Origin of the sequence: Rhizobium sophoriradicis (assembly GCF_003939025.1) — a bacterium.
GTDB lineage: Bacteria > Pseudomonadota > Alphaproteobacteria > Rhizobiales > Rhizobiaceae > Rhizobium > Rhizobium sophoriradicis.
The window spans coordinates 202,937-224,393 of record NZ_RQIH01000014.1 but is presented as its reverse complement, the minus strand read 5'-3'; the positions used below and the strand labels follow the sequence as shown (position 1 = coordinate 224,393).

At 61.8% G+C, this 21,457-nt stretch carries 22 protein-coding genes; 13 read left to right on the top strand and 9 right to left on the bottom strand.

The window, feature by feature from the left end:
* Positions 1-281: 281 nt before the first annotated feature.
* From EFR00_RS23815 to EFR00_RS23785, 7 genes are all read left to right on the top strand, one after another.
* Positions 282-509 carry an SGNH/GDSL hydrolase family protein gene (locus EFR00_RS23815; protein ID WP_077994694.1) on the top strand — a complete coding sequence of 76 codons (228 nt, stop codon included), beginning with the start codon at positions 282-284 and terminating at the stop codon, positions 507-509.
* Between the two features lie 254 nt (positions 510-763).
* Positions 764-1,228, top strand: a complete 465-nt coding sequence (locus EFR00_RS23810; protein ID WP_077994696.1) for a lysozyme — start codon at positions 764-766, stop codon at positions 1,226-1,228.
* A complete protein-coding gene (locus tag EFR00_RS23805) occupies positions 1,228-1,590 on the top strand; it encodes a hypothetical protein (protein ID WP_077994698.1) in 363 nt (120 codons plus the stop codon). Before EFR00_RS23810 ends, EFR00_RS23805 begins: the two co-directional genes overlap by 1 nt.
* 4 nt (positions 1,591-1,594) lie before the next feature.
* Positions 1,595-1,822, top strand: coding sequence for a hypothetical protein (locus EFR00_RS23800; protein WP_039623124.1), 228 nt, complete (start codon positions 1,595-1,597; stop codon positions 1,820-1,822).
* Positions 1,819-3,672, top strand: coding sequence for a hypothetical protein (locus tag EFR00_RS23795; RefSeq protein WP_077994700.1), 1,854 nt, complete (start codon positions 1,819-1,821; stop codon positions 3,670-3,672). The genes EFR00_RS23800 and EFR00_RS23795 overlap by 4 nt, the downstream gene beginning before the upstream one ends.
* A gap of 12 nt (positions 3,673-3,684) precedes the next feature.
* Entirely contained in the window at positions 3,685-4,113 is a 429-nt protein-coding gene (locus EFR00_RS23790; protein ID WP_077994701.1) for a DUF1515 domain-containing protein, read from the top strand.
* A 189-nt stretch (positions 4,114-4,302) separates the two neighbouring features.
* Positions 4,303-4,488, top strand: a complete 186-nt coding sequence (locus EFR00_RS23785; RefSeq protein ID WP_004669502.1) for a hypothetical protein — start codon at positions 4,303-4,305, stop codon at positions 4,486-4,488.
* Positions 4,489-4,792: 304 nt separating this feature from the next.
* Here EFR00_RS23785 and EFR00_RS23780 read toward each other — a convergent pair whose 3' ends face one another.
* Together EFR00_RS23780 and EFR00_RS23775 are read right to left on the bottom strand one after the other, a co-directional pair.
* Entirely contained in the window at positions 4,793-4,993 is a 201-nt protein-coding gene (locus EFR00_RS23780) for a hypothetical protein (protein WP_038687547.1), read from the bottom strand.
* Between the two features lie 487 nt (positions 4,994-5,480).
* Positions 5,481-6,983: a DegQ family serine endoprotease gene (locus tag EFR00_RS23775; protein ID WP_077994702.1), complete on the bottom strand. Its 1,503-nt coding sequence runs from the start codon at positions 6,981-6,983 to the stop codon at positions 5,481-5,483.
* Positions 6,984-7,480: 497 nt separating this feature from the next.
* On the opposite strand from EFR00_RS23775, the gene EFR00_RS23770 reads away from it, so the two are divergent.
* A complete protein-coding gene (locus EFR00_RS23770; RefSeq protein ID WP_077994704.1) occupies positions 7,481-8,518 on the top strand; it encodes a LacI family DNA-binding transcriptional regulator in 1,038 nt (345 codons plus the stop codon).
* Between the two features lie 113 nt (positions 8,519-8,631).
* On the top strand, positions 8,632-9,552 hold the full coding sequence (locus EFR00_RS23765) for a LysR family transcriptional regulator (protein WP_077994705.1): 921 nt from the start codon (positions 8,632-8,634) through the stop codon (positions 9,550-9,552).
* Between the two features lie 39 nt (positions 9,553-9,591).
* Here EFR00_RS23765 and EFR00_RS23760 read toward each other — a convergent pair whose 3' ends face one another.
* On the bottom strand, positions 9,592-10,545 hold the full coding sequence (locus EFR00_RS23760) for an NmrA/HSCARG family protein (protein WP_077994849.1): 954 nt from the start codon (positions 10,543-10,545) through the stop codon (positions 9,592-9,594).
* 244 nt (positions 10,546-10,789) lie between these two features.
* The gene (locus EFR00_RS23755) at positions 10,790-11,761 is read right to left on the bottom strand and encodes a quinone oxidoreductase family protein (protein ID WP_077994706.1); all 972 of its coding nucleotides are present in this window, start codon (positions 11,759-11,761) and stop codon (positions 10,790-10,792) included.
* Between the two features lie 71 nt (positions 11,762-11,832).
* On the opposite strand from EFR00_RS23755, the gene EFR00_RS23750 reads away from it, so the two are divergent.
* Positions 11,833-12,699 carry a LysR family transcriptional regulator gene (locus EFR00_RS23750; RefSeq protein WP_183758837.1) on the top strand — a complete coding sequence of 289 codons (867 nt, stop codon included), beginning with the start codon at positions 11,833-11,835 and terminating at the stop codon, positions 12,697-12,699.
* A gap of 83 nt (positions 12,700-12,782) precedes the next feature.
* On the opposite strand, the gene EFR00_RS23745 is transcribed toward EFR00_RS23750, so the two are convergent.
* The 5 genes from EFR00_RS23745 to EFR00_RS23725 all read right to left on the bottom strand — a co-directional run bounded on the left by EFR00_RS23745 (position 12,783) and on the right by EFR00_RS23725 (position 19,568).
* Entirely contained in the window at positions 12,783-15,077 is a 2,295-nt protein-coding gene (locus EFR00_RS23745) for a PBP1A family penicillin-binding protein (protein WP_077994710.1), read from the bottom strand.
* Positions 15,078-15,179: 102 nt separating this feature from the next.
* Positions 15,180-15,821: a redoxin family protein gene (locus EFR00_RS23740; RefSeq protein ID WP_077994711.1), complete on the bottom strand. Its 642-nt coding sequence runs from the start codon at positions 15,819-15,821 to the stop codon at positions 15,180-15,182.
* A gap of 421 nt (positions 15,822-16,242) precedes the next feature.
* On the bottom strand, positions 16,243-17,739 hold the full coding sequence (cysN, locus tag EFR00_RS23735; protein WP_077994712.1) for a sulfate adenylyltransferase subunit CysN: 1,497 nt from the start codon (positions 17,737-17,739) through the stop codon (positions 16,243-16,245).
* 1 nt (position 17,740) lies between these two features.
* Positions 17,741-18,694: a sulfate adenylyltransferase subunit CysD gene (gene cysD, locus EFR00_RS23730; RefSeq protein ID WP_038687572.1), complete on the bottom strand. Its 954-nt coding sequence runs from the start codon at positions 18,692-18,694 to the stop codon at positions 17,741-17,743.
* 115 nt (positions 18,695-18,809) lie between these two features.
* A complete protein-coding gene (locus EFR00_RS23725) occupies positions 18,810-19,568 on the bottom strand; it encodes a phosphoadenylyl-sulfate reductase (protein ID WP_077994713.1) in 759 nt (252 codons plus the stop codon).
* A 419-nt stretch (positions 19,569-19,987) separates the two neighbouring features.
* Between EFR00_RS23725 and EFR00_RS23720 the strand changes: the two genes are divergently transcribed.
* From EFR00_RS23720 to EFR00_RS23710, 3 genes are all read left to right on the top strand, one after another.
* Positions 19,988-20,434 (top strand): RrF2 family transcriptional regulator, encoded by a 447-nt coding sequence (locus tag EFR00_RS23720; RefSeq protein WP_010034604.1) that lies wholly within the window; start codon positions 19,988-19,990, stop codon positions 20,432-20,434.
* Between the two features lie 105 nt (positions 20,435-20,539).
* Entirely contained in the window at positions 20,540-20,926 is a 387-nt protein-coding gene (locus tag EFR00_RS23715) for a DUF6152 family protein (protein ID WP_038687577.1), read from the top strand.
* A gap of 6 nt (positions 20,927-20,932) precedes the next feature.
* Positions 20,933-21,406 (top strand): DUF6644 family protein, encoded by a 474-nt coding sequence (locus EFR00_RS23710; protein ID WP_077994715.1) that lies wholly within the window; start codon positions 20,933-20,935, stop codon positions 21,404-21,406.
* Positions 21,407-21,457: the final 51 nt, after the last annotated feature.

The window sequence follows — 21,457 nt, the reverse complement described above, 5'->3', positions numbered from 1 at the left end:
CCTTGCGCCGAAGTTCACCTCGCAGGCCTTACAACTCAAACCAAAATGGCTTAGGCAAGCGCGGCGAGCGTCTTGACTGCGTCGTAAGCGTTCACCAAGACAGACGACACGGCTCCCTCTAAAGGTAGTTGACGACTAAGGACAGCGCCCCGAACACGCCGAGGTATACCGGGGTCCTAGGGCCTGGCAGCAGGTAGTCGATCGCTTGAAGCAGGCTGGAACGACGGTCACCTCGTCAGCATTCCCCCTGTCGAGCCGAAAAGCTACGCGTAAAGCGATCGATGGAAACGATCGAGCAAATGAACGCCATCATCAAGGATGAGATCGCCGCCCCATGTGGGCTTAAATACGTCGATCTCTTCGGGAAGGTGACGATCAATGGTCAAGCCACCCCCGGGTCCACGACGGACGGCATTCACTTCACGGCGGATTCGTACCGCGTTGAGTACTGGTTGCTGGACGACGCGCTCCGTCACCAGATCGCAGTGACCGGCAAGCCCTGTCAGTAATATCCCTCCCGCAGCGAAAGCGGGACTGACCTCTTCCACAAACTGGAGTCCTCATGCGCCTTGTAAAGCACAAGCGCCGCGTACTCACGCGGTCGCTATCGATGTGGTGCGTCTATGCCGCCGGCTTTCTGGAGGTCGTCCGTACATCGTCCCGTATCTGGACGGCTGGATACCGAAATGGCTGTCCATCCTCTTCCTAGCGGCATCTCCGATCGCTCGCCTCATTCACCAGCCGGCCCTCAAGGAAAATGACAATGACAGGTAGGATGAAAAAGGGCAGTGCGGTTGCCGCGGCTGCTGTGGCACTCGTCGGCAGCTTCGAGGGGCTGCGTCAGAATGCCTATCCGGATCCGGCCACAAAGGGGCCGCCCTGGACGATCTGTTATGGCAGCACCAATGGGGTGAAGCCCGGGGATCGCAGGACGGTGGAGCAGTGCAAGGCGCTGCTGTCGCTGGAGCTTCAGACCTATGCGGGCGGCATCGAAAGCTGTGTCAGCGTGCCCTTGCCGGATGCGCGTTTCGTGGCGCTGACCTCGTTCGCTTACAATGTCGGCGTCAAGGCGGCCTGCGGTTCGAGCGCGGTCCGGCTGATCAATCAGGGCAGGACGGCCGAGGGGTGCGAGGCGCTATTGAAGTGGAACCGCGCCGCCGGCATCACCTTTCCCGGCCTGACGCGTCGCCGGCAGAAGGAACGCGCCTTCTGCCTGGAGGGCGTCTGATGTTCGGCCTTCTCGATACGCTGAAGATGGCCGCCGGCATCGCCGCCGGGCTCCTCCTCTATCACCTCTATGCCGTCGCGATCGGCTATCCCTCCGCAGAGCGCCAGGCGCGCGCCGGTTATGTCGTGCTGGCCGAGAAGGCGGCGGCCGAAGCCAAGGCGGACGAGATGGAGCGCCAGCGCGATGCGGCGGCCCACGCCGGCGAAGAGCATCGCAAGCGCCTGGAGGCGGCCAAGGCCGCCGAGCAGGCCGCCAGAGACACATTGGAAAACGAGATCCGATCCTATGAACTCGAGCTTTCAGAAAAGAACCGCACTTGCGCTGTCACTGCTGCTGATCGTCAGTGGCTGCTCCGCCACTGAGCGCCTGAACCAGGCGGCGGTTGCCAAGGGGAGGGCGGCGGCCGGCCTCGTGCTGCCGCCGCTGCCCGACGATCTCAGAAGGCAGGAAGCGCATGCGCCCGTGCGCGAAGGCGAGCCGTTGATCGCGATCCTCGCCCGTGAGCGCCAGGCGCTCGACCGCGCCAATGCCCGCCAGGGGCGCACAGTCGAATTCTATGATGACCTCACCAGCCGATACGGAACACGCCGATGATGAATGCCATTTCGCTTGCCCTTGCCAATCCGCTGCTGAGCGGGACGGGCGGCAATGCGGGAGATCCCGACCGCTACATGTTCTTTGCCACCCGCAACCGCATGCCGTCGGGCGGCATCGTCACCGCCGGGACGAATTATGTCTGCAGCAAGATCGTCGTTTGCACGCCGCAATATAAGACGCGGACCTTCCGCTTTCACCTCTCCGGCTTCGCCTCGACGGAGGGTGGAAACTCGCCGCAGGAAACTGTCGTCACCGGCACGATCGGCGCGCCCGGCAATTCGGTCATCGCCGATGCCATGTTCATCCGCGTCGCCGGCATCTTCTATCAGTGCACATTCGCCGGCGCGAACACGGTGACGGTCGCCGACCAGACGAACGGCGCCTGGACGGACGAATTGACCATTGCCGACGTCGCGCCGGAAAGCGAAATGGAAATCTGGCTGTTTTATCACACGGCCGTCGGCGACAAGATCTGGCCGGTCTACCGCATCCAGAAGCATCGCGGCGAACGTGTCTGGGGTGCGAGCGATCTCGACACGCTGCTTGCCTTCAAGGACACGCCGCTCGCCGACAGCACCGCCGCCCTCGATACGAGCTATGGCCTGCAGGCGCAGCCGCAATATTGGGGAGCCGATTTCATGGTCGCCAAGGGCGATTGGGACGGAAGGCCGGTCGCCCTCGGTTTCGTCGACAGTATCGGCGAGGCGCGCCAGGAATATTCCTCCACCGCCGACAGCCGCGGCAATCTCGGCTGGTTTCGTCGCTGGCTCGACAAGGACGGTGGCGCCGGACGAATTCCGCATTGCCTGATCGGCATGCCCGGTGCCGGATCGGTGCGCGAATACACCGGATCCGGCTCGTCGATCGCAACCCGGCGAAGGGATATCATCCGCGAGATCAAGGCCTTCAACGGCAACAAACTGCCCTTCACCGTCATCGCCAACCAGATGGGGCAGAACGACACCTCGACATCGTACAGCACCTGGTTCAACACGAACTATCGGTCGCTGGTCAACCGCATCCGCGCCGAATATGCCGGCGTCAAGATCGTCGCGTTCCCTCCGCTCGGCCGCACGACCGTCACCAAGTCCGCAACGCTGACGTCGGTGGGAACGACGGTCACGGCAACCCATTCCACTGCGACGGGCGGACTTGTGACAGGGCAGACAGTCACGATCTCCGGTTCAGCTCAGGCGGAATACAATGGCAACGTCGTGGTGACGGTATTGAGCCCGACGCAGTTTACCTATCAGTTCGCCGGCTCGGCCACCTCTCCGGCGACAGGATCAATCATTGTCAATGATTTGGGCATGCGGGCCGCCTGGCAGTCTTACGGCGCAAACAACATTTACCCTTCCGACGGAACCGACGCTTCCGGTAAATGGCGTCTGCGTGACGACATTCTCGCCGGGACTTCGGCCTGCTGCGATGACGCAATTGATACCTACGCAGCCTGGGCCTCGACTGAGAAAGCCGGCGCCTGGCCCGGCATGCTGGAGCTTCCGAATACGACAATCGCCGTGCAGGCCGGAACGGATGGTGTCACCGCCTACAACCAGATCACCGTCGTGGACGCGAGCATTTTCAGGCCTGAGCAGCAGCTGCATTTTTACGCCGGTCCGGAGGGCGTCGTTCGTCTCAGCACCCAGACCATCGCCGGCATTTCGGGCAATGTGATCACCTATATGGGATCCAGCGCCGTCATTCTGCCGGTGGGCTCCATCGTTCGCCCGGCCCCATCCGTCGGCGAACTCTCGCCGCTATCCCTTGTTCACCCGCAACCCATCATGATCGACCGCATCGCGAGCGGGATTCCGCAATCCGAAAAGCTGAAATTCAATTCATAACAGGGTGCCGATATGACATCGAATGACGATATCCTGCGCGCCCTCGGGCGCGTGGAGGGCCGGCTGACCGGCATCGAGGAAAATGTCGCACTGCTGCGCCAGGAGATGAGCGACGAAAAAGCCAATGCTCATGATGGAAGGGCGGTGATCCACAAGCGCCTCGACGAGCAGGTAAGGCAGATCTCCCATCTCGATACGAGAGTGGCGATCGGCAGCGGCGCCGATGCGCAGTTCCGCGCCGAGATCGCAACGCTCAAGGAAACCGTCGAGAAGAACCAGGAGACGGTCGGGCCGGCGCTCGAGGAGTGGAAACGAATGAAATCGATCGGCTACGGGATCTCGGGGCTGATCGCCTTTGCGGGACTGACGACCGGCGGGATTGTCGCCTATGCGAGCGATGGCGCGGTGGCGGCGCTCAGGCATTGGTTGAAGATTAGCTGAGCAGAATCATAAATCTTTTCTAGGAATCCAGCATGTGGCGGAAACATTTCCAAGTAAACGCAGCAAAGCGCCAGCCGCCCGGTTTGATATATTGCTACAGCCGAAGCTCAACCAGCATATCGAAATTTTAGCATTCTCTAACGAACCAAACCGCCGTCTGTTTGTTATCCTTTTCAGGAGGAAACAGACATGAAGAGCATGAACAATCGCCAAGTTCGCATTCCCGGTCCGCGGGAGCATGATGTCGCGGAGCATTGCCGCAAGTTTGGCATTGGGCCGGCGGAGGAGAAGAAGCTGAAGAAGCTGCTCGGGTCTCACGCGCCGTTGCACGAGATCCAGGCCAATGCGCCGCCGCGCCAGCCGAAATGGCGGTGACTTGCTGTCTGTATTTCCGAAGACGGAAGCAGAAACTCCGGCAGCTACAAATAGTATAGTCAATTTTTACTCGGGCTGCGCGACTGTGCCTCACGGAATATTTCCGTATCGAGAAATAAGTTAGGAAATACTCTTCCGTTTCAGTATCTCCACTCGGAACTTCCGGCGCGAGCCGGTGTTTTGGTCGCAGGGCCGCGTGGCAGGGTTTTCGTCTCCTGTATCCCCTGCTACCCCTGCAGGCGCTGCGCGGCCCACTGAAACCACCCTTGGCTGGGGGCGGCATGCGGTCGTCCGCGCCAGCCGTTCAATGCCGCAGTTCGCGCGACAGCATCAGAATGTAATCATCTGCAATATCGGCGACCACCATGGCCGCTTCCGCCGGTGCAAAGCCCCAGCCGACCGCCTCGGCGACGATCTTCATCACATGCGCTTCAAGCGCCTGCCGGCAGTCCGACACAGTTTCGACATGCGGGCATTTGGCACGAAATTCCACGACATTGCTCATGGTATATCCTCCGTTTGATGTTGCTGCGCCTTGCTGCATGAAGCCGGTCTCTCCAGGGAAAGGCGGGCTATGGGTCCGGTGAGCTGTTCCGGACAATTAGTAATCGTGAAAATACGATGGCATAGGGCGGGGGGCATTCAAGCGGATGCTGATATTAAGGTAAGCCGGTAGGGTTAATTCGCCCGGCGGCAGCTTGTTGCCCCACGCCGGCTTGTCAGGCAATGGCGCAACAGCTTGTTTTGGTGTCGCTTTCCGGCACGGAAAACCGCCGGCTTCACCAGATTTTCGCGGGAAATCTCGGGAATTTACCATACGAGTGGCAGGATTGGCCTGGAGGCGGCAGCCGTGTGCCGGGACCGGACAGAAACAAGCAAAAGCCCGTCATCACGGGCTTTCCCTCTCCGGTTTCGGATGTCGCAACGCTCGGCCGTCTCGGGCCGCGGCAAACGGCACGGAGACGAAGGTTTTGCTGCCGGACGCGGCCGCATCAGGCCGCGGCAAAGGGTACAGCGACAAAGGTCTTACTGCCGTCGCGTTCGACGAGCAGCAGCACCGATTTGCGGCCGGCCTTGCCGGCTTCGGCGATCGCAGCCTTGACATCGCGAGCGTTGTGCACCGGCCGGTCGTTGACCGAGACGATGATGTCGCCCGACTGAATGCCGGCAGCGGCCGCCGACTTGTCGGGATTGACGCTGGCGACCACGGCGCCGCTGACGGAGCGCGGCAGGTCGAGCTGCCGGCGCACGTCGGGCGTCAGGTCGGCAAGGCCGATGCCGAGGCTCGGCTGGCCCGAAGCCTGGCCCTGCGTTTCCGGGTTTTCGGCCGCCGCCTGTTTCTGGCCGTCCTCGTGGGTGCCGACGGTGACGTTGAGATCGATCGTCTTGCCGTCACGCCAGACGCCGAGGGATTCCCGCGTGCCGGGCGAAAGATCGGCGACGAGCCGCGACAGGTCCTTCGGCGTCTTGACGGCCTCGCCGCCGACCGAGGTGACGATATCGCCGGGTTTCAGGCCGGCCTGGGCGGCCGGCGTATCGGCGGACACGGCGGCCACCAGCGCCCCGCCTGTTTTGTCGAGACCGACGGCATCGGCGACGTCTTTGGTGACCGGCTGGATCTGCACGCCGAGATAGCCATGGTCGATCGAGCCGTTCTTCTCAAGCTTGGCGACGATCGCCTTGGCCTCGTCGGAGGGAATGGCGAAGCCGACGCCGACGCTGCCGCCGTTCGGCGAATAGATGGCGGTGTTGATGCCGACCACCTTGCCCTCGCGGTCCACGAGCGGGCCGCCTGAGTTGCCGTGGTTGATCGGCGCGTCGATCTGGATGAAATCGTCATAGGGCCCGCTGTGCAGGTCGCGGCCGCGCGCCGAGACGATGCCGGCCGTCACCGTGGTGCCGATGCCGAAGGGATTGCCGATCGCCAGGATCTGGTCGCCGAGCTTCAGCCTGTCGGAATCGCCCCAGGCGATGGTCTGCAGCGGCTTGCCGGCCGTAATCTTCAGCACGGCGACATCGGATTTGGGATCGGTTCCGATCAGCTTGGCCGGCAGTTCGGTGCCGTCGTCGAGCGTCACCTTGATGTCGAGAGCATTGTCGATGACATGATTGTTGGTGACGATGACGCCGTCGGGGCTGATGATGAAGCCGGAGCCGAGCGCCATCGCATGCTGCGAGGGCTGATCGCGCGGCGCCTGTCGGGGCAGGGGGATGCCCTGATCCTCGAAGAACTGGCGGAACTGTTCGTCCATTGGCGATTGCTGATCGGCGCTGACGTCGCTCGCCTTCATCGTCGTGGTGATGGTGACGACAGCCGGCTTGTCGGCCTCGACGATCGTGGCGAATGAGCCGCCTGCGGCCAGAATGCCGCCGCTATCCGAAGGGGCGGCCAGCGCGGTCGTGCTGTTGATCGCAAAGGGCAGGCAGGCCGCGCCGGCGAGGATGGCGGCTCCGACGAGCGCTGCGGTGCGGTGTTTGCGGAGGATGTGTGACATGGCGGTAATCCCTTGGGCGGTCGCCCTTTGGAAGAAGATTGGCTTTTGGTGGCGTCGTGGTTCCATGTCATGGGACCTGGCGTCGGATGGCGTAGGGCGCCAATTCTCTTGGGGACACGCGCAGTCGTCGGGGGCGGCGGCCTGGCGAATGGAAGAATTCGCGCTTGGGATTCATATGATCCCGCCGGACCGATTTACAAATTAAATATCGATCATGTTTATATTGCCGATTTGTAAGGTTTCACTTGGGTTTAACCTTCATTTCCGGCCGCTGCTCAAGGCGGCTGCGGCGCATCGGCAAATGCCGGCTGGTTCTCTCAGGCATATCCCTTCCGCTCGGATATCCATCGAAAACAATAGGCTTATTGGCAGCAGACGATCCCGCCGCCTGCGCGAAATATGTCGTCATCATACGATGTTAGTAGACTCTAAATTATTTCTTCTGCAGAAAGTAATGGCGGAGAATCGCCGAGTCCGCAGCGGCAGACGGGGAGGCGATGAGCAAGTCGGTGGAGCGGGGGAAGAAGCCGAGGCGCAGCGCGCCTGTGAAGCTCAGCGATGTGGCGAAGAAGGTGGGTGTCAGCCCGATCACCATCTCGCGCGCGCTGCGCAATCCCGAAATCGTCTCGGAGGATCTGCGCGAGGAGATCCTGCGCGCGGTCGAGGAGATGGGCTATATTCCTAATCTCGCCGCCCGGGCGCTGGCCGGCCGCCACAACGGCATCGTCGCCGTCATCACGCCCGCCTTGCACCAATACGGCTTTACCAGCCTGATGGTCGGTATCGAGGATCGTTTCCGCGACACCGATCTCACCGTGCAATATTCCAATACGCTGCGCCATGCCGAGGGCGAGGCCGGCCTGTTGAAATCCTTCCTGACGCAGAAGCCGGCCGGCGTCATCATTGCCGGCGCCGAATCCTACCGCGATCTTCTGCCGCTGATCGACAATGCCGCCTGTCCCATCGCCCATGTCACCGATCTCAGCCAGGAGCCGCAGAAGCTGGTCGTCGGCCTCGATCATTATACGGCAGGCGCCGAACCCACCCGTTTCCTGTTGTCGAGAGGCTACAAGAGGATCGCCTTCTTCGGCCGCGGCGCCGATGTCCGCTCGCTCCGGCGGATAGAAGGCTATGAGGCGGTGATGCGGGAAGCCCGGTGTTTCGACCCTGCTCTCATCATCGGCGGCGATGCGACAAGCCGGACCGGCCTCGGCCGGGAACTGTTTGCCCGGCTAATCGAACGCGTGCCCGACGTCGATGCCGTCTTTGCCCAGAGCGACGAACTGGCGCTCGGCGTCCTTATCGAATGCAAGGCGCGCGGCATCCGCGTGCCGGAGGAGGTCGGCATCTGCGGCTTCAACGATCTGGAATTCTCCGCCTTCATCGAGCCGTCGCTGACGACGGTGTACATCCCGCGCCAGGACATCGGTTACCGCGTCGCCGACATGCTGCTGCGCGCCATCCGCGACGAACCGCTTGACGAAGACAGGGTCAATTGCGGTTTTTCGATCATCCCGCGCGGCTCGACACGGTAACCTGTTAAGACACCGCGACAATAGGCGTGGCGCCGAGCCTTGCTGAAGCCTGGGCTGGGCATCATCGGGACTATTCCGTATATGGACAGAATGACAATCACTGTGCTCAAAAAATGGATAAGATAGGCTTGTCTTTCGACAGAATGCGTACCTTTGTTCGCGTCGCCGAGCGCGCCAACCTGTCGGTGGTCGCAAGGGAGCTGGGCGTCGGCCAATCCACCGTGACGCGGCACCTCAATGAACTGGAGGAGGCTGTCGGCGTGGCGCTTCTCAGCCGCACCACGCGTCGCGTCACCCTGACGGAGGAAGGCAGTCGCTATTATACCAACTGCCTGCAGATCTTGCGCCTGGTCGAGCAGGCTGCCGAAGAAGCCAGAGATGCCCGCCAGGCGCCCGCCGGCGCAGTTCGCCTTTCCTGTACGGCAGCGCTTGGCGTCATGCATGTCACGCGGATGATCTTTGCCTTCCAGGACAGGCATCCTGATATCCGCATCGACCTCAACCTGACGGACGAGCGGATCGATTTGGTTCGCGAAGGCGTTGACGTGGCGCTGCGTCTTGGACCGCTCGCCGACAGCTCGATGAAACTTCATGCGGTCGGAGAGAGCCAGCGGCTGCTGGTCGGCGCTCCGGCTTATTTGTCCGCCCGGGGACGGCCGGAGCGTCCGGCCGATCTGTCACGCTACGAAACCGTCGTGATGTCCAACGTCGCAGGCAGCAATCAGCTCCTTCTTTCCGCTCCCGACGGCACCAGCCTGACAATCCCGGTCAGCGGGCGGTTGCGCGTCGATCACGGGCTTGCGGCGCGCGCAGCCCTGGCCGCCGGGCGCGGCATTGGTCCTACCCATCTCTGGCTGGTTCACGATCTTCTCGACGATGGCCGGCTCGAGGTCGTGCTTGGAGACTATCAGCCTTTTCCGGTTCCGGTGAGCTTGCTGATTGTGCCGGAGCGTGCAGCCATTGCCCGGGTTCGGCTCCTCGTCGACTTTCTTGCCGCCGAGATCGCCAAGCTGCCGGGCATCCGGCCATCGTAAGTCTTTGTTTTCAAGCATGTCGTTATCGCGAGAAGGGCTTCAAGCTCCGAAAGACCGCTTGTCGCCGCGCCATCCCGACGTCCGTAGAAACTGCTCCCAGTTGAGCGTCTCGGGAGCCAGGCGCCGGCTCCATTCGAGATCGTGCTCCTTGCCGAAATAGCCATACTCGACGGCATATTCGACCATCCCGAGAAGCTCTCGAACGAAAAATTCGTTGGCGGCAAACTCCGGAAAATAGTTGAGCAGGCCCTCCCTGTCGAAAGCGTTCCGATACTCGGCCTTGCGGCCGGTCACGCGTTGAAAGGTTTCGACCATCTCCCGCGGAGAAATGATCTCGCCGATGACCGGCAGCGTTTTGCCGTTGTAGCGCTCTGGGTTTGAGAAGATTTCGAGGACAACAGGCCCGGTCGCCGTCAGCGGATCGACAAAAGGTGCGGCGAAATCTTCAGGAAGATAAATCGGCAACAGCAGGGTGTCACCTTCCATGCGAGGCGCATAATATTCAATTAGATTGGTGTAAAAGAATGCCAGCATGATGAAGGAATGCGAGACCGGCAGGCCGCGAATGTAATCTGCAACGCTGGCCTTATCGGTAAAATGCGGCGCATATTTCGTCCCACCGGTGATCTTGTCGACATTCTCGAGCGTGCTGAACACAATATGCCCGACGCCGGCCTCGACGGCCGCATCCGCCAATTGCCGGCCGAGAGGCGCCTCGATTTCCTCCGGCGCGGCGATCGGCGGCGTCATCAGAAAGGCGCCATCCGCGCCCTTGAAGGCGGCAACGAGATCCTCCTGACGGCCGAGTTCGAGAGGCACGGTCGCGATCTCAGCGCCGAGTCTTTTCAGACGTAAAGCTTCCGGCGAATCCTTTCTGCGCGTGAAAGCACGGACGCGGAAGCGCTGGCTTTGAAGAAGTGTCGCAACGACACTGCGCCCCTGTTTGCTCGTTGCACCGGTAACCGCGATCAGCGGCTTGTTGTCTGTAGACATGGCTTTCATCCTTCCCTTCATTGGCTGCCGGCGGGATTGCCAGGCGTCTTATGCGGGGAGGGCGGCCGGCCCATGCCGATAGCCCACCTCAATGGCGGGCACGTTTAGCTCAACACCGACTACAGCAGTAGATATCTATAATGCATAATATAATGCCATATTTTGGATAAATGGACCGAAACCGCGCCGGAGGACCGCGAAGCACCACCGAACAATAGCTCGCCGGCGCCTCTTCTAACAGCACTCAGGGTATCAGCAGGATACTGCCCGCCGAGCGCCCGGATTCCATCTCTTCGTGCGCCTTGGCAACATCGGCCAAACGGTACTCGGCAGCGATCTGCGAAACGATTCCTGTTTCCATCGCGCCGACTGCAGCGAGCGCGGCCTCGCGATACTGTCCGATGTCAGCACACCAGGCCATGATGCTCGGATGGCAGAGGGCCTTGCCCGGGCGAAGTTCCTCGACAGGCACAGGCGGAATGGCACCGGCGGCCTGACCAATGGTGACAGCCATGCCGAATGGCCGGACAGAGCGTATGGTTTTGAGGAGCGTGTCGCCGCCTATACCGTCATAGGCGACGTCTACGCCGAGCCCGTTCGTCAGCCGCTTCACTTCCGCGACGATATCGGCGTCTCGTCCAACGATAAGGTGATCGGCTCCACATGATGCAGCGAGCGCGGCCTTCTCGGCAGAACCGACCGTCCCGATCACCGTGGCATCGAGCGATTTGGCCCAGCGAACGAGGATGCTGCCGAGCCCGCCCGCGGCAGCATGAATCAGAACCTGCATTCCCCCACGCACATCATAAGTCTTTTTCAACAGCATATAGGCCGTCATGCCCTTGAGAAGCGAACTTGCTGCCGTTTTTGCTGAAACGGCATCCGGAAGCTTGATCGCCCTTTCAGCGGCAATATTCCGCGCGGAGCGATAGGCGCCAACCGGAGGCCCGGCATAGGCGACGCGGTCACCCCTTCTGAACATCGAGACGCCGGCGCCGACATCCTCGACGATGCCCGCCGCCTCGGCGCCGATCACTGAGGGGTAGGACGGCATCGGATAAAGGCCCTTTCGGTGATAGACGTCGAGAAAGTTGGTTCCGATCGCCTCATGACGAATTTTGATCTCGCCGTCACCGGGAGGCTTGCAATCATGCTGCTCGACATGGAACTGGGTGACATCGCCGGGGGCGTTCAGCCATACGATTTGCTCGGTCATCGCTCGTGCTCTCCTTTATGCCGGGAAATTAAGCGATGGCGTGATGTGTGAAAATTCCCTATTGTTTCACAATGATTGGGAGAGAATTCACAAATATCGACTGGGACGATCTTCGGCATTTCCTGGCGCTCGCCCAGTCGGGAACGCTGCTTGGCGCCGCAAAGCAGCTCGGCGTCGAACACGCCACGATAAGCCGGCGGATTTCCTCGCTTGAAGCCAGCCTCGATCGCAAGCTCGTCGACCGGCGCGGGCGGCGCATCAATTTGACCCAGGACGGAGAGCAGGTTGCCAGGCACGCAGCTCTCGTGGCGGTCCAGACAGCGGCCATCGAGCAGCTTGGTCGCAGCAGCACCACGGAATTGCGCGGTCACGTCAGGATCAGCGCTCCCCCGGCACTCTCGAGCGTGCTGCTGGCAAAGCCGATCGCGGCGGTCAGGCGCAACCATCCCGGCGTTGAGATCACGCTTGTCGGGGAAAAGCGCCTCGCCTCGCTGAACAGACGAGAGGCCGACATCGCCGTGCGGATGTCTCGTCCCGAGGACGGCGATTACTCGATCGTCAAGCTCGGCGAGACAAGGTTTCACCTTTACGCAACAAAGACCTATCTTGAAACCGTTCCACCGCAGGACTGGACCTTCATCGGTTACGACGAAACCATGAACGCCTCACCGCAACAGTTGCGGCTGATCGAGCTGGCCGCCGGCCGGCCGATCGCGGTCAGGTCGTCCGTTCTGGAGTTTCAGGCCGCAGCCGCAAGTTTTGGCGCAGGTGTCGTCATGCTACCCGATTTCGTCGTCCTGGAATCCAGTGGTCTCCGGCGCATCGAGACGGAACATCCTTTGACCAGAGAAGTCTGGCTGGTTGTTCATTCGGATATCAAAGACGTCCCCTCCATTCGCGTCGTCATCGATGCGCTGAAAAACGTTCTGGGGGAGTAGTTGCGTCTGGTTCGCGGGCGCCTGCTGCAGCTGATCGGAAACACCGCACGCCGGGCGAGCATGGCCGGCGCTCCGGAGCCACTTTACTTTTCGCAGAGCCGTCGGCCGCCGGAATAGGGCTGATAGGTACAATCGGATGGCCGGAAGGAGCGGTAACTGCGCGAGCAGGCGGTGATGTTGCAGGACGGTGCGCCTTGACCATCGACGACTGCTTCGGCAGATCGCACGCCGTTCAGCGTTGGTTCGGTCGTCGCCCCGCGGATGAAGTCCCGCCAAATATGCGCCGGCAGGCCCCCGCCCGTTACCCCCTTCATCGGCGCATCATCATCATTGCCAACCCAGACGCCGACGACGAGCGCGTCCGTGAAGCCGACGAACCAGGCATCACGATTATCTTGGCTCGTGCCGGTCTTGCCGGCCGCAAAACTGCCGGGATCGGCGCCACGTCCCGTGCCGCGCTCGACCACCAGTTGCAGGAGGCCGAGGAGATCCGACTGGTAGCGTGAAAGATCGACATTCGGCTTTGATTGTTGGCCAACGCGAAATGTGTTGGGCTGCCCTGCCGCCTGGAAGTCGATGATGCCCCAGGGCTTGACGGGCGCCCTGCCGAGTTGGACGGAGGCATAGGCGCTGGTGAGGTTGAGCAGATTTACTTCGGATGTGCCGAGTGCCAAAGACGGCGTATCGGCCAGTGGCGCGTCGATGCCGAGTTCGCGGGCTGCGGCAATCACATTGTCGAGACCGACCTCTTCGGCAAGCGTCACCGACGCGGCATTCAGCGATCGCGCGAAGGCCTCGGCAAGCGTTACCCAACCGCGATAGTCGCCACCGGAATTTTCCGGCGACCAGCCGTTGATGTCGATTGGCGCGTCCAGAACCGAGTCGGACAGAGTGAGCCCAGCCTTCAACGCTGCGTAATAGACGAACAGCTTGAAGGTGGAACCCGGCTGGCGCATCGCCGTGACGGCGCGGTTGAACTGGCTCGCCTTGTAGTCGCGCCCGCCAACCATCGCAACGACCGCGCCGTCCGGCGTCATCGCAACGAAGGCCGCCTGCGATGCTCCGACCGTCTTTCCCTCACCGTCCAGGGCTCTTTTCACCACCCGTTCGGCGATCTGCTGCAACTGCGGCACCAGCGTGGTGCGCACCGTGGTCGAGCCTGGCGAGGCGCCGGCGATTTCGCTCGCTTGCGGGGAAATCCAGTCGGCAAACCAGCTTCCGGAGCGCGGCGTCGGCGTCGTCGGGTGCAGCTTGGCAAAGCTCGTCTTGGCCTCCGACGCCTGTGGCGCGGTGATCTTGCCATTGGCCGCCATCGCGTCGAGAACGACCATGGTGCGCTGCCGGGCGCCTTCGAAATTATCGATGGGATTCCATTGGCTCGGCGCCCGCAGCAATCCCGCCAGCATCGCCGACTCCGGCAGGTTGAGGGCACCGATGTCCTTGTTGAAATAGATGCGGGCGGCGGCAGGCATGCCGGTGGCGCCGGCGCCGAGATAGACGCTGTTGAGATAGCGCGTCAGGATTTCCTCCTTGCCGAGCTTCCACTCCAGCCAGAAAGCGATGACGACTTCCTGGATCTTTCGTTTTATGGTTCGGTCGCTGTCGAGATATTGCAGTTTGATAAGTTGCTGGGTGATCGTGCTGCCGCCCTCCACCACCGAGCCTGCTTCCAGGTTCCGCAGAAGCGCCCTCGCGATGCCTCGGGGATCGATGCCGAAATGATCCATGAACCGGCGATCCTCGATCGAAAGGACGGCATCGATCAGATGCGGCGGGAACTGGTCATATCGCGCATATGGACCCTGATAAGGCCCCTGTCTTACCAACGGCGCACCGTCAGCGGTTTCCAAAACGACGACCGGCTTTAACGTTCCATCGCGGATTTCACTCCACGGCACGTCTTTCAGTGCCCACACCAGCACGCTTCCGACGAGGAGGCAGACAAGAAGCGCGAACCCCACCGCATATTTCCGCCAGCCCGCGATGAGACATCCGCTCTTTCGACTTTCACGCGGCTTTAAACGCCGATCGCGAATGCCGCGCCCCGCCTTGACCAAGGCGGTCGTCATCCATGTCAGGGGAGCCGAGGCTGGCCCAGGTCGCTCCGACCTCCTCAGCTTCGCCCTCCAAGACAAAACGGCCGCCTTGACCTTCGCCAAGGCAGAATTTGCCTGCAAATCTTGGCGTATCGCACGGAACAGAGTTCTGGCGGCCTGCCTGGTTTGGTCGAAGGATCCATGGGGCGGCTGCGGGTCGTCGCTTTGGCTGGTTCCTGGCGAATCCGAGGTGGCCGCTGGCGCTGCCGGATCCAGGTTCTGATTGCGACCCGAACTCGAACCGCTAACGCTTTCACCTGTGGATTCGGGAGAATGGGGCATCGGTTACCGCTAAAAAAGCCAACGCAGCATCACCTTTATAGACGGGTGATGCCGAGTGTTCTACCGCAAAAGGCCCAACCGGACGGTGGGAGTATTTCGTTGTCACAGTGCGACTTGGGAAGCTACCGATATCAATTCCTGGGAATTCGGTGCCTTGAACGTCTGCACCCCAGGCTCCAGAACTTCCGTGAAGCTCCAGCGTACGATGCCCTCCCGGTCGATGAGGAACTGACCGACAAGCTGTCCCTTGTCGGCAGTCATCATCTGCCGGTCGGCCTCGGTAATTGGATAGCCTTCCTTCTCGTTGATAAATTCATCCATTGCCATCGGGTTCATCGGCTCGGGCAACTCGCCCGGAAGATCGATCCGTATCGCCATGACCGCGTCGATCCCGACCTCGGGTAAGCCGAAGGCTCGGTGCGAAGCCTTTATCGGGTCGGAAGCCGCAAGAAGATCGGGTATCGGATGGTAGCGGAAATAGAGCCGCGCGCGTTCGACCGGGGTGTTTACCACAGCCAGGGACTGAACGCCTTTCTCACGCAGCATCGGGTTGAGGTAGGCCATGGCCGCGACATGGCGCCGGCAGAACGGACAATGCAGGCCTCGAAACAAACCGATCAACAAGGGGCTGCGGCCACGAAAATCATCAAGTGCGATCTTCCCCTCGCGCGAGATCGCGTCAAACACAACGTTCGGGACCGGGTCGCCCGGTTGCAGCGGATGGTCGACATAGGGCGTGGACATGGACAACCTCCTCGCTCGGGGATCAGTCGAGAAAAGGCGCCACGTCAAGTCGAGGTCGAAATGAGCGTTGCAAGGCATGACCTCTCGTCTTACCGCATCGCCAGGATCTGATCTAAAATGGTCCCACATCGGCCCGCGGGCAAGCGCCAGACAGCGAATCGTGAACGGAAGACGTCCGTTTTCTGCAAAAGATATTTTTGGGCGCCCCTAGAGGCCGGCAGAGAAAATTTAAGTTGAGGGAGCAGCCACACGGCACATCGATCAGCCCTCAACCTGAGGTGCCCCGAAGTGGCCTCGAAGGACGGGGGCGGGTGATGAGCACTCCCCATCGTCCTCGAAGAGACGCCGGTGGCCGCCCTCGTCCTTCGAGGCCCCCTTCGGGGCACCTCAGGATGAGGGCGGAGGGAGCCCTAATCTCCTATCAGATATCGCTCGCAGCGCTCGACCACAGGTCGGCGGCTTCGGCGGCCGTCATGCGTCGCACCTCGGCCTCGTGGCTGCGGCTGGCGAAGAGTTCGCTGGCCATGATCTGTTCGGCGAGATCGGCCGGCAGCGAGAGGATGACGCGGGCGTCGCCGGTGTGCAGGCCGCCGAGTTCGGTGCGTTTGCCGGTCACCATGCCGCCGGCGACCGTGTTGTTGGTCTCCGGATCGATCAGGATGAAGGAGCCGGACTGGCGGTTCTGTTCATAGGGATCGAAGATCGCCGCTTCGTCGAAGGAAAGGCGCACCTTGCCGATCGCGTTCATGTAGAGGCGCTGGGCGGCGTTCCACGTGCCGGTCTTCAGTTCCAACTGGCTTAACGGCTGCACCTGGACGCGCTGGCGGCGGCTACCGCTCTTCAGCCAGTAGCGTTTGCCGGGCTCGATGCCCTCGGGCTGGAGGGCGACGATCTGCGCGTCGAAGGCGAGGCCGACCTGCGGCTGGGCGTCGATCGAGACGATCATGTCGCCGCGCGCCACATCCACCTGACGGTCGAGCACCAGCGTGATCGCATCACCGGCGACGGCGGCGTTGCGCACCAGATCGAAGGTGACGATCTTGGAGACATTGGCGACCATGCCCGACGGCAGGATCATGACGCTGTCGCCCGGTTTGACCGAGCCGCCGGCAACCGTGCCCTGATAGCCGCGGAAGCTTTCGCCGGGACGCGAGACGCGCTGGACCGACAGGCGGAAGCCGACCGTCTGCGACGAACGCACGGTCGCCAGCTCCAGCGTCTCCACCAGCGTTGGGCCTGTGTACCAAGGCATGGCGGCCTGGCCAGAATAGACGACGTTTTCGCCCTTCAGTGCCGACATCGGAATGGCAGTGATCTGCTTGACGCCGAGCGACAGGGCAAATTCCCGGAATTCATGGCTGATCTTCTCGAAGCCGGTGCGGTCGTAGCCTGTCAGGTCGATCTTGTTGACGGCAAGCACGAACTGCTTGATGCCGAGCAGCGAAGCGATGGTCGCGTGACGGCGCGTCTGTTCCAGAATGCCGAAGCGTGCGTCGACCAGCAGGATGGCGAGGTCGGCGGTCGAGGCGCCGGTCGCCATGTTGCGGGTATATTGCTCGTGGCCGGGCGTGTCGGCGACGATGAAGGAGCGCTTGTCAGTCGAGAAATAGCGATAGGCGACATCGATGGTGATGCCCTGTTCGCGCTCGGCCTGCAGACCGTCGAGCAGCAGTGCGAAGTCGGGCAGGCCGAGATCGTTCTGCTTGCCGGTGGAATCGCGCTGCAGCGTGGCGGCCTGGTCTTCCTTGACCGCCTTGGTGTCCCAGAGCAGGCGGCCGATCAGCGTCGACTTGCCGTCATCGACGCTGCCGCAGGTGATGAGGCGCAGCGGGCGCGAGTCGCGCTGGGCCTTCTGCGGCTCGGCCGCGGGGAGGCTGACGGCGGTTGCGGCCGAGACGGCGGTGTTGGCTGCGGTCATCTCAGAAATATCCTTCACGCTTCTTCTTTTCCATGGAGCCGGACTGGTCGCGGTCGATGGCGCGGCCCTGGCGTTCGGACACCGTTGCTATTTCGAGTTCGGCGATCACCTCTTCCAGCGTGGTCGCCTGCGAGCGGATGGCGCCGGTCAGCGGGAAGTCGCCGAGCGTGCGGAAGCGGATCATGCCTTCCTGGCGCACTTCGCCGGGCAAGAGTTCGAGGCGCGGATCCTCGGCCAGGATCATCATGCCGTCGCGCTCCACGAACTTGCGCTTCTTGGCGTAATAGAGCGGCACCAGCGGAATGTCCTCGGCCTGGATGTAGCGCCAGATATCGACCTCGGTCCAGTTCGACAGCGGGAAGGCGCGCACGCTCTCGCCCTTGCGGATCATGCCGTTATAGACGTTCCAGAGTTCCGGACGCTGATTGCGAGGATCCCAGCGGTGATCGGGCGTGCGGAAGGAATAGATGCGCTCCTTGGCGCGGCTTGCCTCTTCGTCGCGCCGCGCGCCACCGAAGGCAGCGTCGAACTGGCCGGCGTCGAGCGCCTGGCGCAGGCTCTCGGTCTTCATGATGTCGGTAAAGGCGGCCGAACCATGGGTGAAGGGCGTGATGTTTTCGGCCGCACCGCGCGGATTGATGTGCTCGATCAGGTCGAGATCGTACTTCCTGGCAGTCTCGTCGCGGAAGGCGATCATCTCGCGGAACTTCCAGCCGGTGTTCACATGCAGGAGCGGGAAGGGCACGCGGCCGGGATAGAAGGCCTTGCGCGCCAGGTGCAGCAGCACCGAGGAATCCTTGCCGATCGAATAGAGCATGACGGGACGCTCGAATTCGGCCGCAACCTCGCGGAAGATATGAATGGATTCGTTTTCCAGCGCCTTCAGATGCGGGTCGAGCGGCGCTTTGGCGCTCTGGGGATTGCTGAGTTCCGTATCCGGACGGCTATCGGGCATGTCTTACTCCAGGCTATCGGTCGTTTGCGGCTGCCCGCAAACAAGTCCTTGATGTTGGCTTCCCCAAAGGCTGCGGCGGTCGCCGCGCCCTGATTGGGAAAGCCGTGAGGGTTGATTATTGTGCGGCGATCACCGAGGCCTCTTCGGCGACATGCAGGCCGCATTCGCGCTTCTCGTCCTGCTCCCACCACCAGCGGCCGGCGCGCTCCGGCTCGCCGGGCTTGATCGCCCGGGTGCACGGCTCGCAGCCGATCGACGGATAGCCGCGGGCATGCAGCGGATTGACCGGCACGCCATTGTCGGAAACGAAGGCCTTGATTGCCTCCAGGTCCCAATCGGCAAGCGGGTTGACCTTCAACAGGTGCCGTTCGGCGTCATATTCGGCAAAGGGCGTCTCGGCGCGGTTGGCCGATTGGCCGCGGCGCAGGCCGGTGATCCAGATCGTTGCACCCTCGAGAGCGCGCGCAAGCGGCTTCAGCTTGCGCACGCCGCAACAGGCATGCCGGGCTTCAACGCTTTCGTAGAAGCCGTTCAGGCCGTATTTCGCTGCATAGGCATCAATATCGGCCTTTTCGGGGGTGAAGCGCTGGATATGGATGTCGTACTGGGCTTCCGTCTCCTCGATCAGCGACAGCGTCTCGGCAAACAGCCGGCCGGTCTCGAGCGTCGCGATGTCGATCGGCAGGCGGTGCGTGCCGATCTCGGCGCTGATCACCTGGTCTTCGATGCCGAGCGAGGTGGTGAACACGACGCGCCTGCCAAGGCCTGCCACCAGCGACAGACGTCCGGCAAGGTCGAGGCCCGCCAGCTTGTCGTTCAGCGCCTTGGCTTCCGCAATCGGCCCTTCTTCCGCAATCGTATCGATAACAGTCATGAGAATCCTGTCCTTTGTTGACCGGAGTATCGCAGTTCAATCCTGGATCGGACAGAAAAAGGGATTTCGAAAGCTGCGGCCGGAGGAGCAAATATCTCTCCGAAGCTGCCGCAATGCAAAAAAACAGCCGCCCGAGGATAAAAATCCCCGCGAACAGCTGGTATGTCTACAAAAATAGTAGAGTTACACGCAGCCTGTCAATTCGAAATCTGAAGTGATGGCGAAAAAGGTGCGGAAGCCACAGTTTCGGCGTAGATTGAGTAAGCTTGGCTAAGGGCGAAAAACAAGGCCAAAACGCTTGTTCCTCAAGGCTTTCTCCGGCGCGTTCAAATTCCGTTCATGCTGGCTGTGCCATAGAGGCTGATGTACCTTTGAAGCGGCGCGGAATTCGCGCCGCATGTGTGTGTCGACGGTCCGAGATGATTACGCAAAAGGCGAAATATGCGCTGCGGGCGCTGACGGTTCTGGCAGATGCCGATGCCGACGAACCGGTGATGATTTCCGACATTGCCGCGCAGCAGAAGATCCCGAAGAAGTTCCTCGAACAAATCCTGCTCGACCTGAAACATCACGGCATCGTCGTCAGCCGCCGCGGCAAGCAGGGCGGTTATCTGCTGCTGAAACCCGCCCACACCATCACCTTCGGCGAAATCCTGCGCATCATCGACGGCCCGATCGCTCCGTTGCCGTGCCTGTCGATCACCGCCTACCGCAAATGCGACGATTGCGACGGCGAACAGACCTGCGAAATCCGCCACGTCTTCGCCAAGGTCGCCGACGCCACCCGCAAGGTGCTGTTCTCGACGACCATCGCCGATGCCGTCGGGCCGCGGCATGGCGCCGAAGTCACCCGCCTGCTCGCCTGAGCATCGCTCGAGAGTCTGCGGGACCTTCTTCAAGATTTGGTGAAATGCCTTTTCTCGCCGCTGCGATGCTCCACCTGCCTGTCCATTCGGGTAGGGAGAAGATCCATGTTTGCAATTTCGACAAAGCATCTGCTGGCGGCCGTTGGTCTGTCGGCTGCCCTGGCGACGAGCGCTGCCGCCCATCACGGCTGGTCATGGGCCGAGGCGGATCAGATCGAGCTTCGCGGCACCATCGAGAAGATTTCCATGGGCGGGCCGCATCCGACGCTCGACGTTGCCACAGCCGATGACGGCGTCTGGCGTGTCGAGCTCGGCAATCCGCGCCAGACGGAACGCTCGGGCTTCGTCGAGGGCGTCGCCAAGCCCGGCGACCAGGTGATCGCTCTCGGCAACCGTTCGCAGGATCGCAGCGAGAAGCGGATGAAGGCCGTGCGCATCACCATCGGCGACAAGCGCTACGATATTTATCCCGATCGCATCCGGACGAACTGACCTGTCGTGATCGCCGTTCTCGAATGGCTGTCGGCCACGATGCCCGCGGTTGCGCTCCGGCGCTCCGCAACCCTCTACATGTTCGTCAATGCCGGCCATATCCTGTCGATCGGCCTTCTCGTCGGCGCCATCCTGCCGCTCGATCTGAGGCTCGCCGGCTTCTTCCGCAAGGTGCCGGCGGAGATCATCGCGCCGTTTCTGTCGCGCGCGGCGGGCATCGGCCTTGCCGCGGCCGTCGTCACCGGCTTCTGCCTCTTCAGCGTGCGGGCGGTCGAATATGCCGCCAATCCCGCCTTCCTCACCAAGCTCGTCCTGATCGGGCTCGGCCTGCTCAATCTCCTTGCCGTCCATCTCGGGCCAGCGTGGAAGACGCTCATGACAACCGGCCTGATCCGGCCCGGCCTGCGCTTCTCCGCGGCCCTGTCGGCCGCAACCTGGATCGCCGCCCTGTTGGCCGGACGGTGGATCGGATTTCTGTGAAAGATTTCGTCGATCGCGAAATGAGTTTATATCAATAGGCTGAAGGAGCAT

What these genes read in the sequence shown, in the direction of transcription:
- EFR00_RS23815 (WP_077994694.1), top strand. Translation starts at nt 282, where the DNA reads ATGGAAACGATCGAGCAAATGAACGCCATCATCAAGGATGAGATCGCC.
- EFR00_RS23810 (WP_077994696.1), top strand. Translation starts at nt 764, where the DNA reads ATGACAGGTAGGATGAAAAAGGGCAGTGCGGTTGCCGCGGCTGCTGTG.
- EFR00_RS23805 (WP_077994698.1), top strand. Translation starts at nt 1,228, where the DNA reads ATGTTCGGCCTTCTCGATACGCTGAAGATGGCCGCCGGCATCGCCGCC.
- EFR00_RS23795 (WP_077994700.1), top strand. Translation starts at nt 1,819, where the DNA reads ATGATGAATGCCATTTCGCTTGCCCTTGCCAATCCGCTGCTGAGCGGG.
- EFR00_RS23790 (WP_077994701.1), top strand. Translation starts at nt 3,685, where the DNA reads ATGACATCGAATGACGATATCCTGCGCGCCCTCGGGCGCGTGGAGGGC.
- EFR00_RS23785 (WP_004669502.1), top strand. Translation starts at nt 4,303, where the DNA reads ATGAAGAGCATGAACAATCGCCAAGTTCGCATTCCCGGTCCGCGGGAG.
- EFR00_RS23780 (WP_038687547.1), bottom strand. Translation starts at nt 4,993, where the DNA reads ATGAGCAATGTCGTGGAATTTCGTGCCAAATGCCCGCATGTCGAAACT.
- EFR00_RS23775 (WP_077994702.1), bottom strand. Translation starts at nt 6,983, where the DNA reads ATGTCACACATCCTCCGCAAACACCGCACCGCAGCGCTCGTCGGAGCC.
- EFR00_RS23770 (WP_077994704.1), top strand. Translation starts at nt 7,481, where the DNA reads ATGAGCAAGTCGGTGGAGCGGGGGAAGAAGCCGAGGCGCAGCGCGCCT.
- EFR00_RS23765 (WP_077994705.1), top strand. Translation starts at nt 8,632, where the DNA reads ATGGATAAGATAGGCTTGTCTTTCGACAGAATGCGTACCTTTGTTCGC.
- EFR00_RS23760 (WP_077994849.1), bottom strand. Translation starts at nt 10,545, where the DNA reads ATGTCTACAGACAACAAGCCGCTGATCGCGGTTACCGGTGCAACGAGC.
- EFR00_RS23755 (WP_077994706.1), bottom strand. Translation starts at nt 11,761, where the DNA reads ATGACCGAGCAAATCGTATGGCTGAACGCCCCCGGCGATGTCACCCAG.
- EFR00_RS23750 (WP_183758837.1), top strand. Translation starts at nt 11,833, where the DNA reads ATGATTGGGAGAGAATTCACAAATATCGACTGGGACGATCTTCGGCAT.
- EFR00_RS23745 (WP_077994710.1), bottom strand. Translation starts at nt 15,077, where the DNA reads ATGCCCCATTCTCCCGAATCCACAGGTGAAAGCGTTAGCGGTTCGAGT.
- EFR00_RS23740 (WP_077994711.1), bottom strand. Translation starts at nt 15,821, where the DNA reads ATGTCCACGCCCTATGTCGACCATCCGCTGCAACCGGGCGACCCGGTC.
- cysN (WP_077994712.1), bottom strand. Translation starts at nt 17,739, where the DNA reads ATGACCGCAGCCAACACCGCCGTCTCGGCCGCAACCGCCGTCAGCCTC.
- cysD (WP_038687572.1), bottom strand. Translation starts at nt 18,694, where the DNA reads ATGCCCGATAGCCGTCCGGATACGGAACTCAGCAATCCCCAGAGCGCC.
- EFR00_RS23725 (WP_077994713.1), bottom strand. Translation starts at nt 19,568, where the DNA reads ATGACTGTTATCGATACGATTGCGGAAGAAGGGCCGATTGCGGAAGCC.
- EFR00_RS23720 (WP_010034604.1), top strand. Translation starts at nt 19,988, where the DNA reads ATGATTACGCAAAAGGCGAAATATGCGCTGCGGGCGCTGACGGTTCTG.
- EFR00_RS23715 (WP_038687577.1), top strand. Translation starts at nt 20,540, where the DNA reads ATGTTTGCAATTTCGACAAAGCATCTGCTGGCGGCCGTTGGTCTGTCG.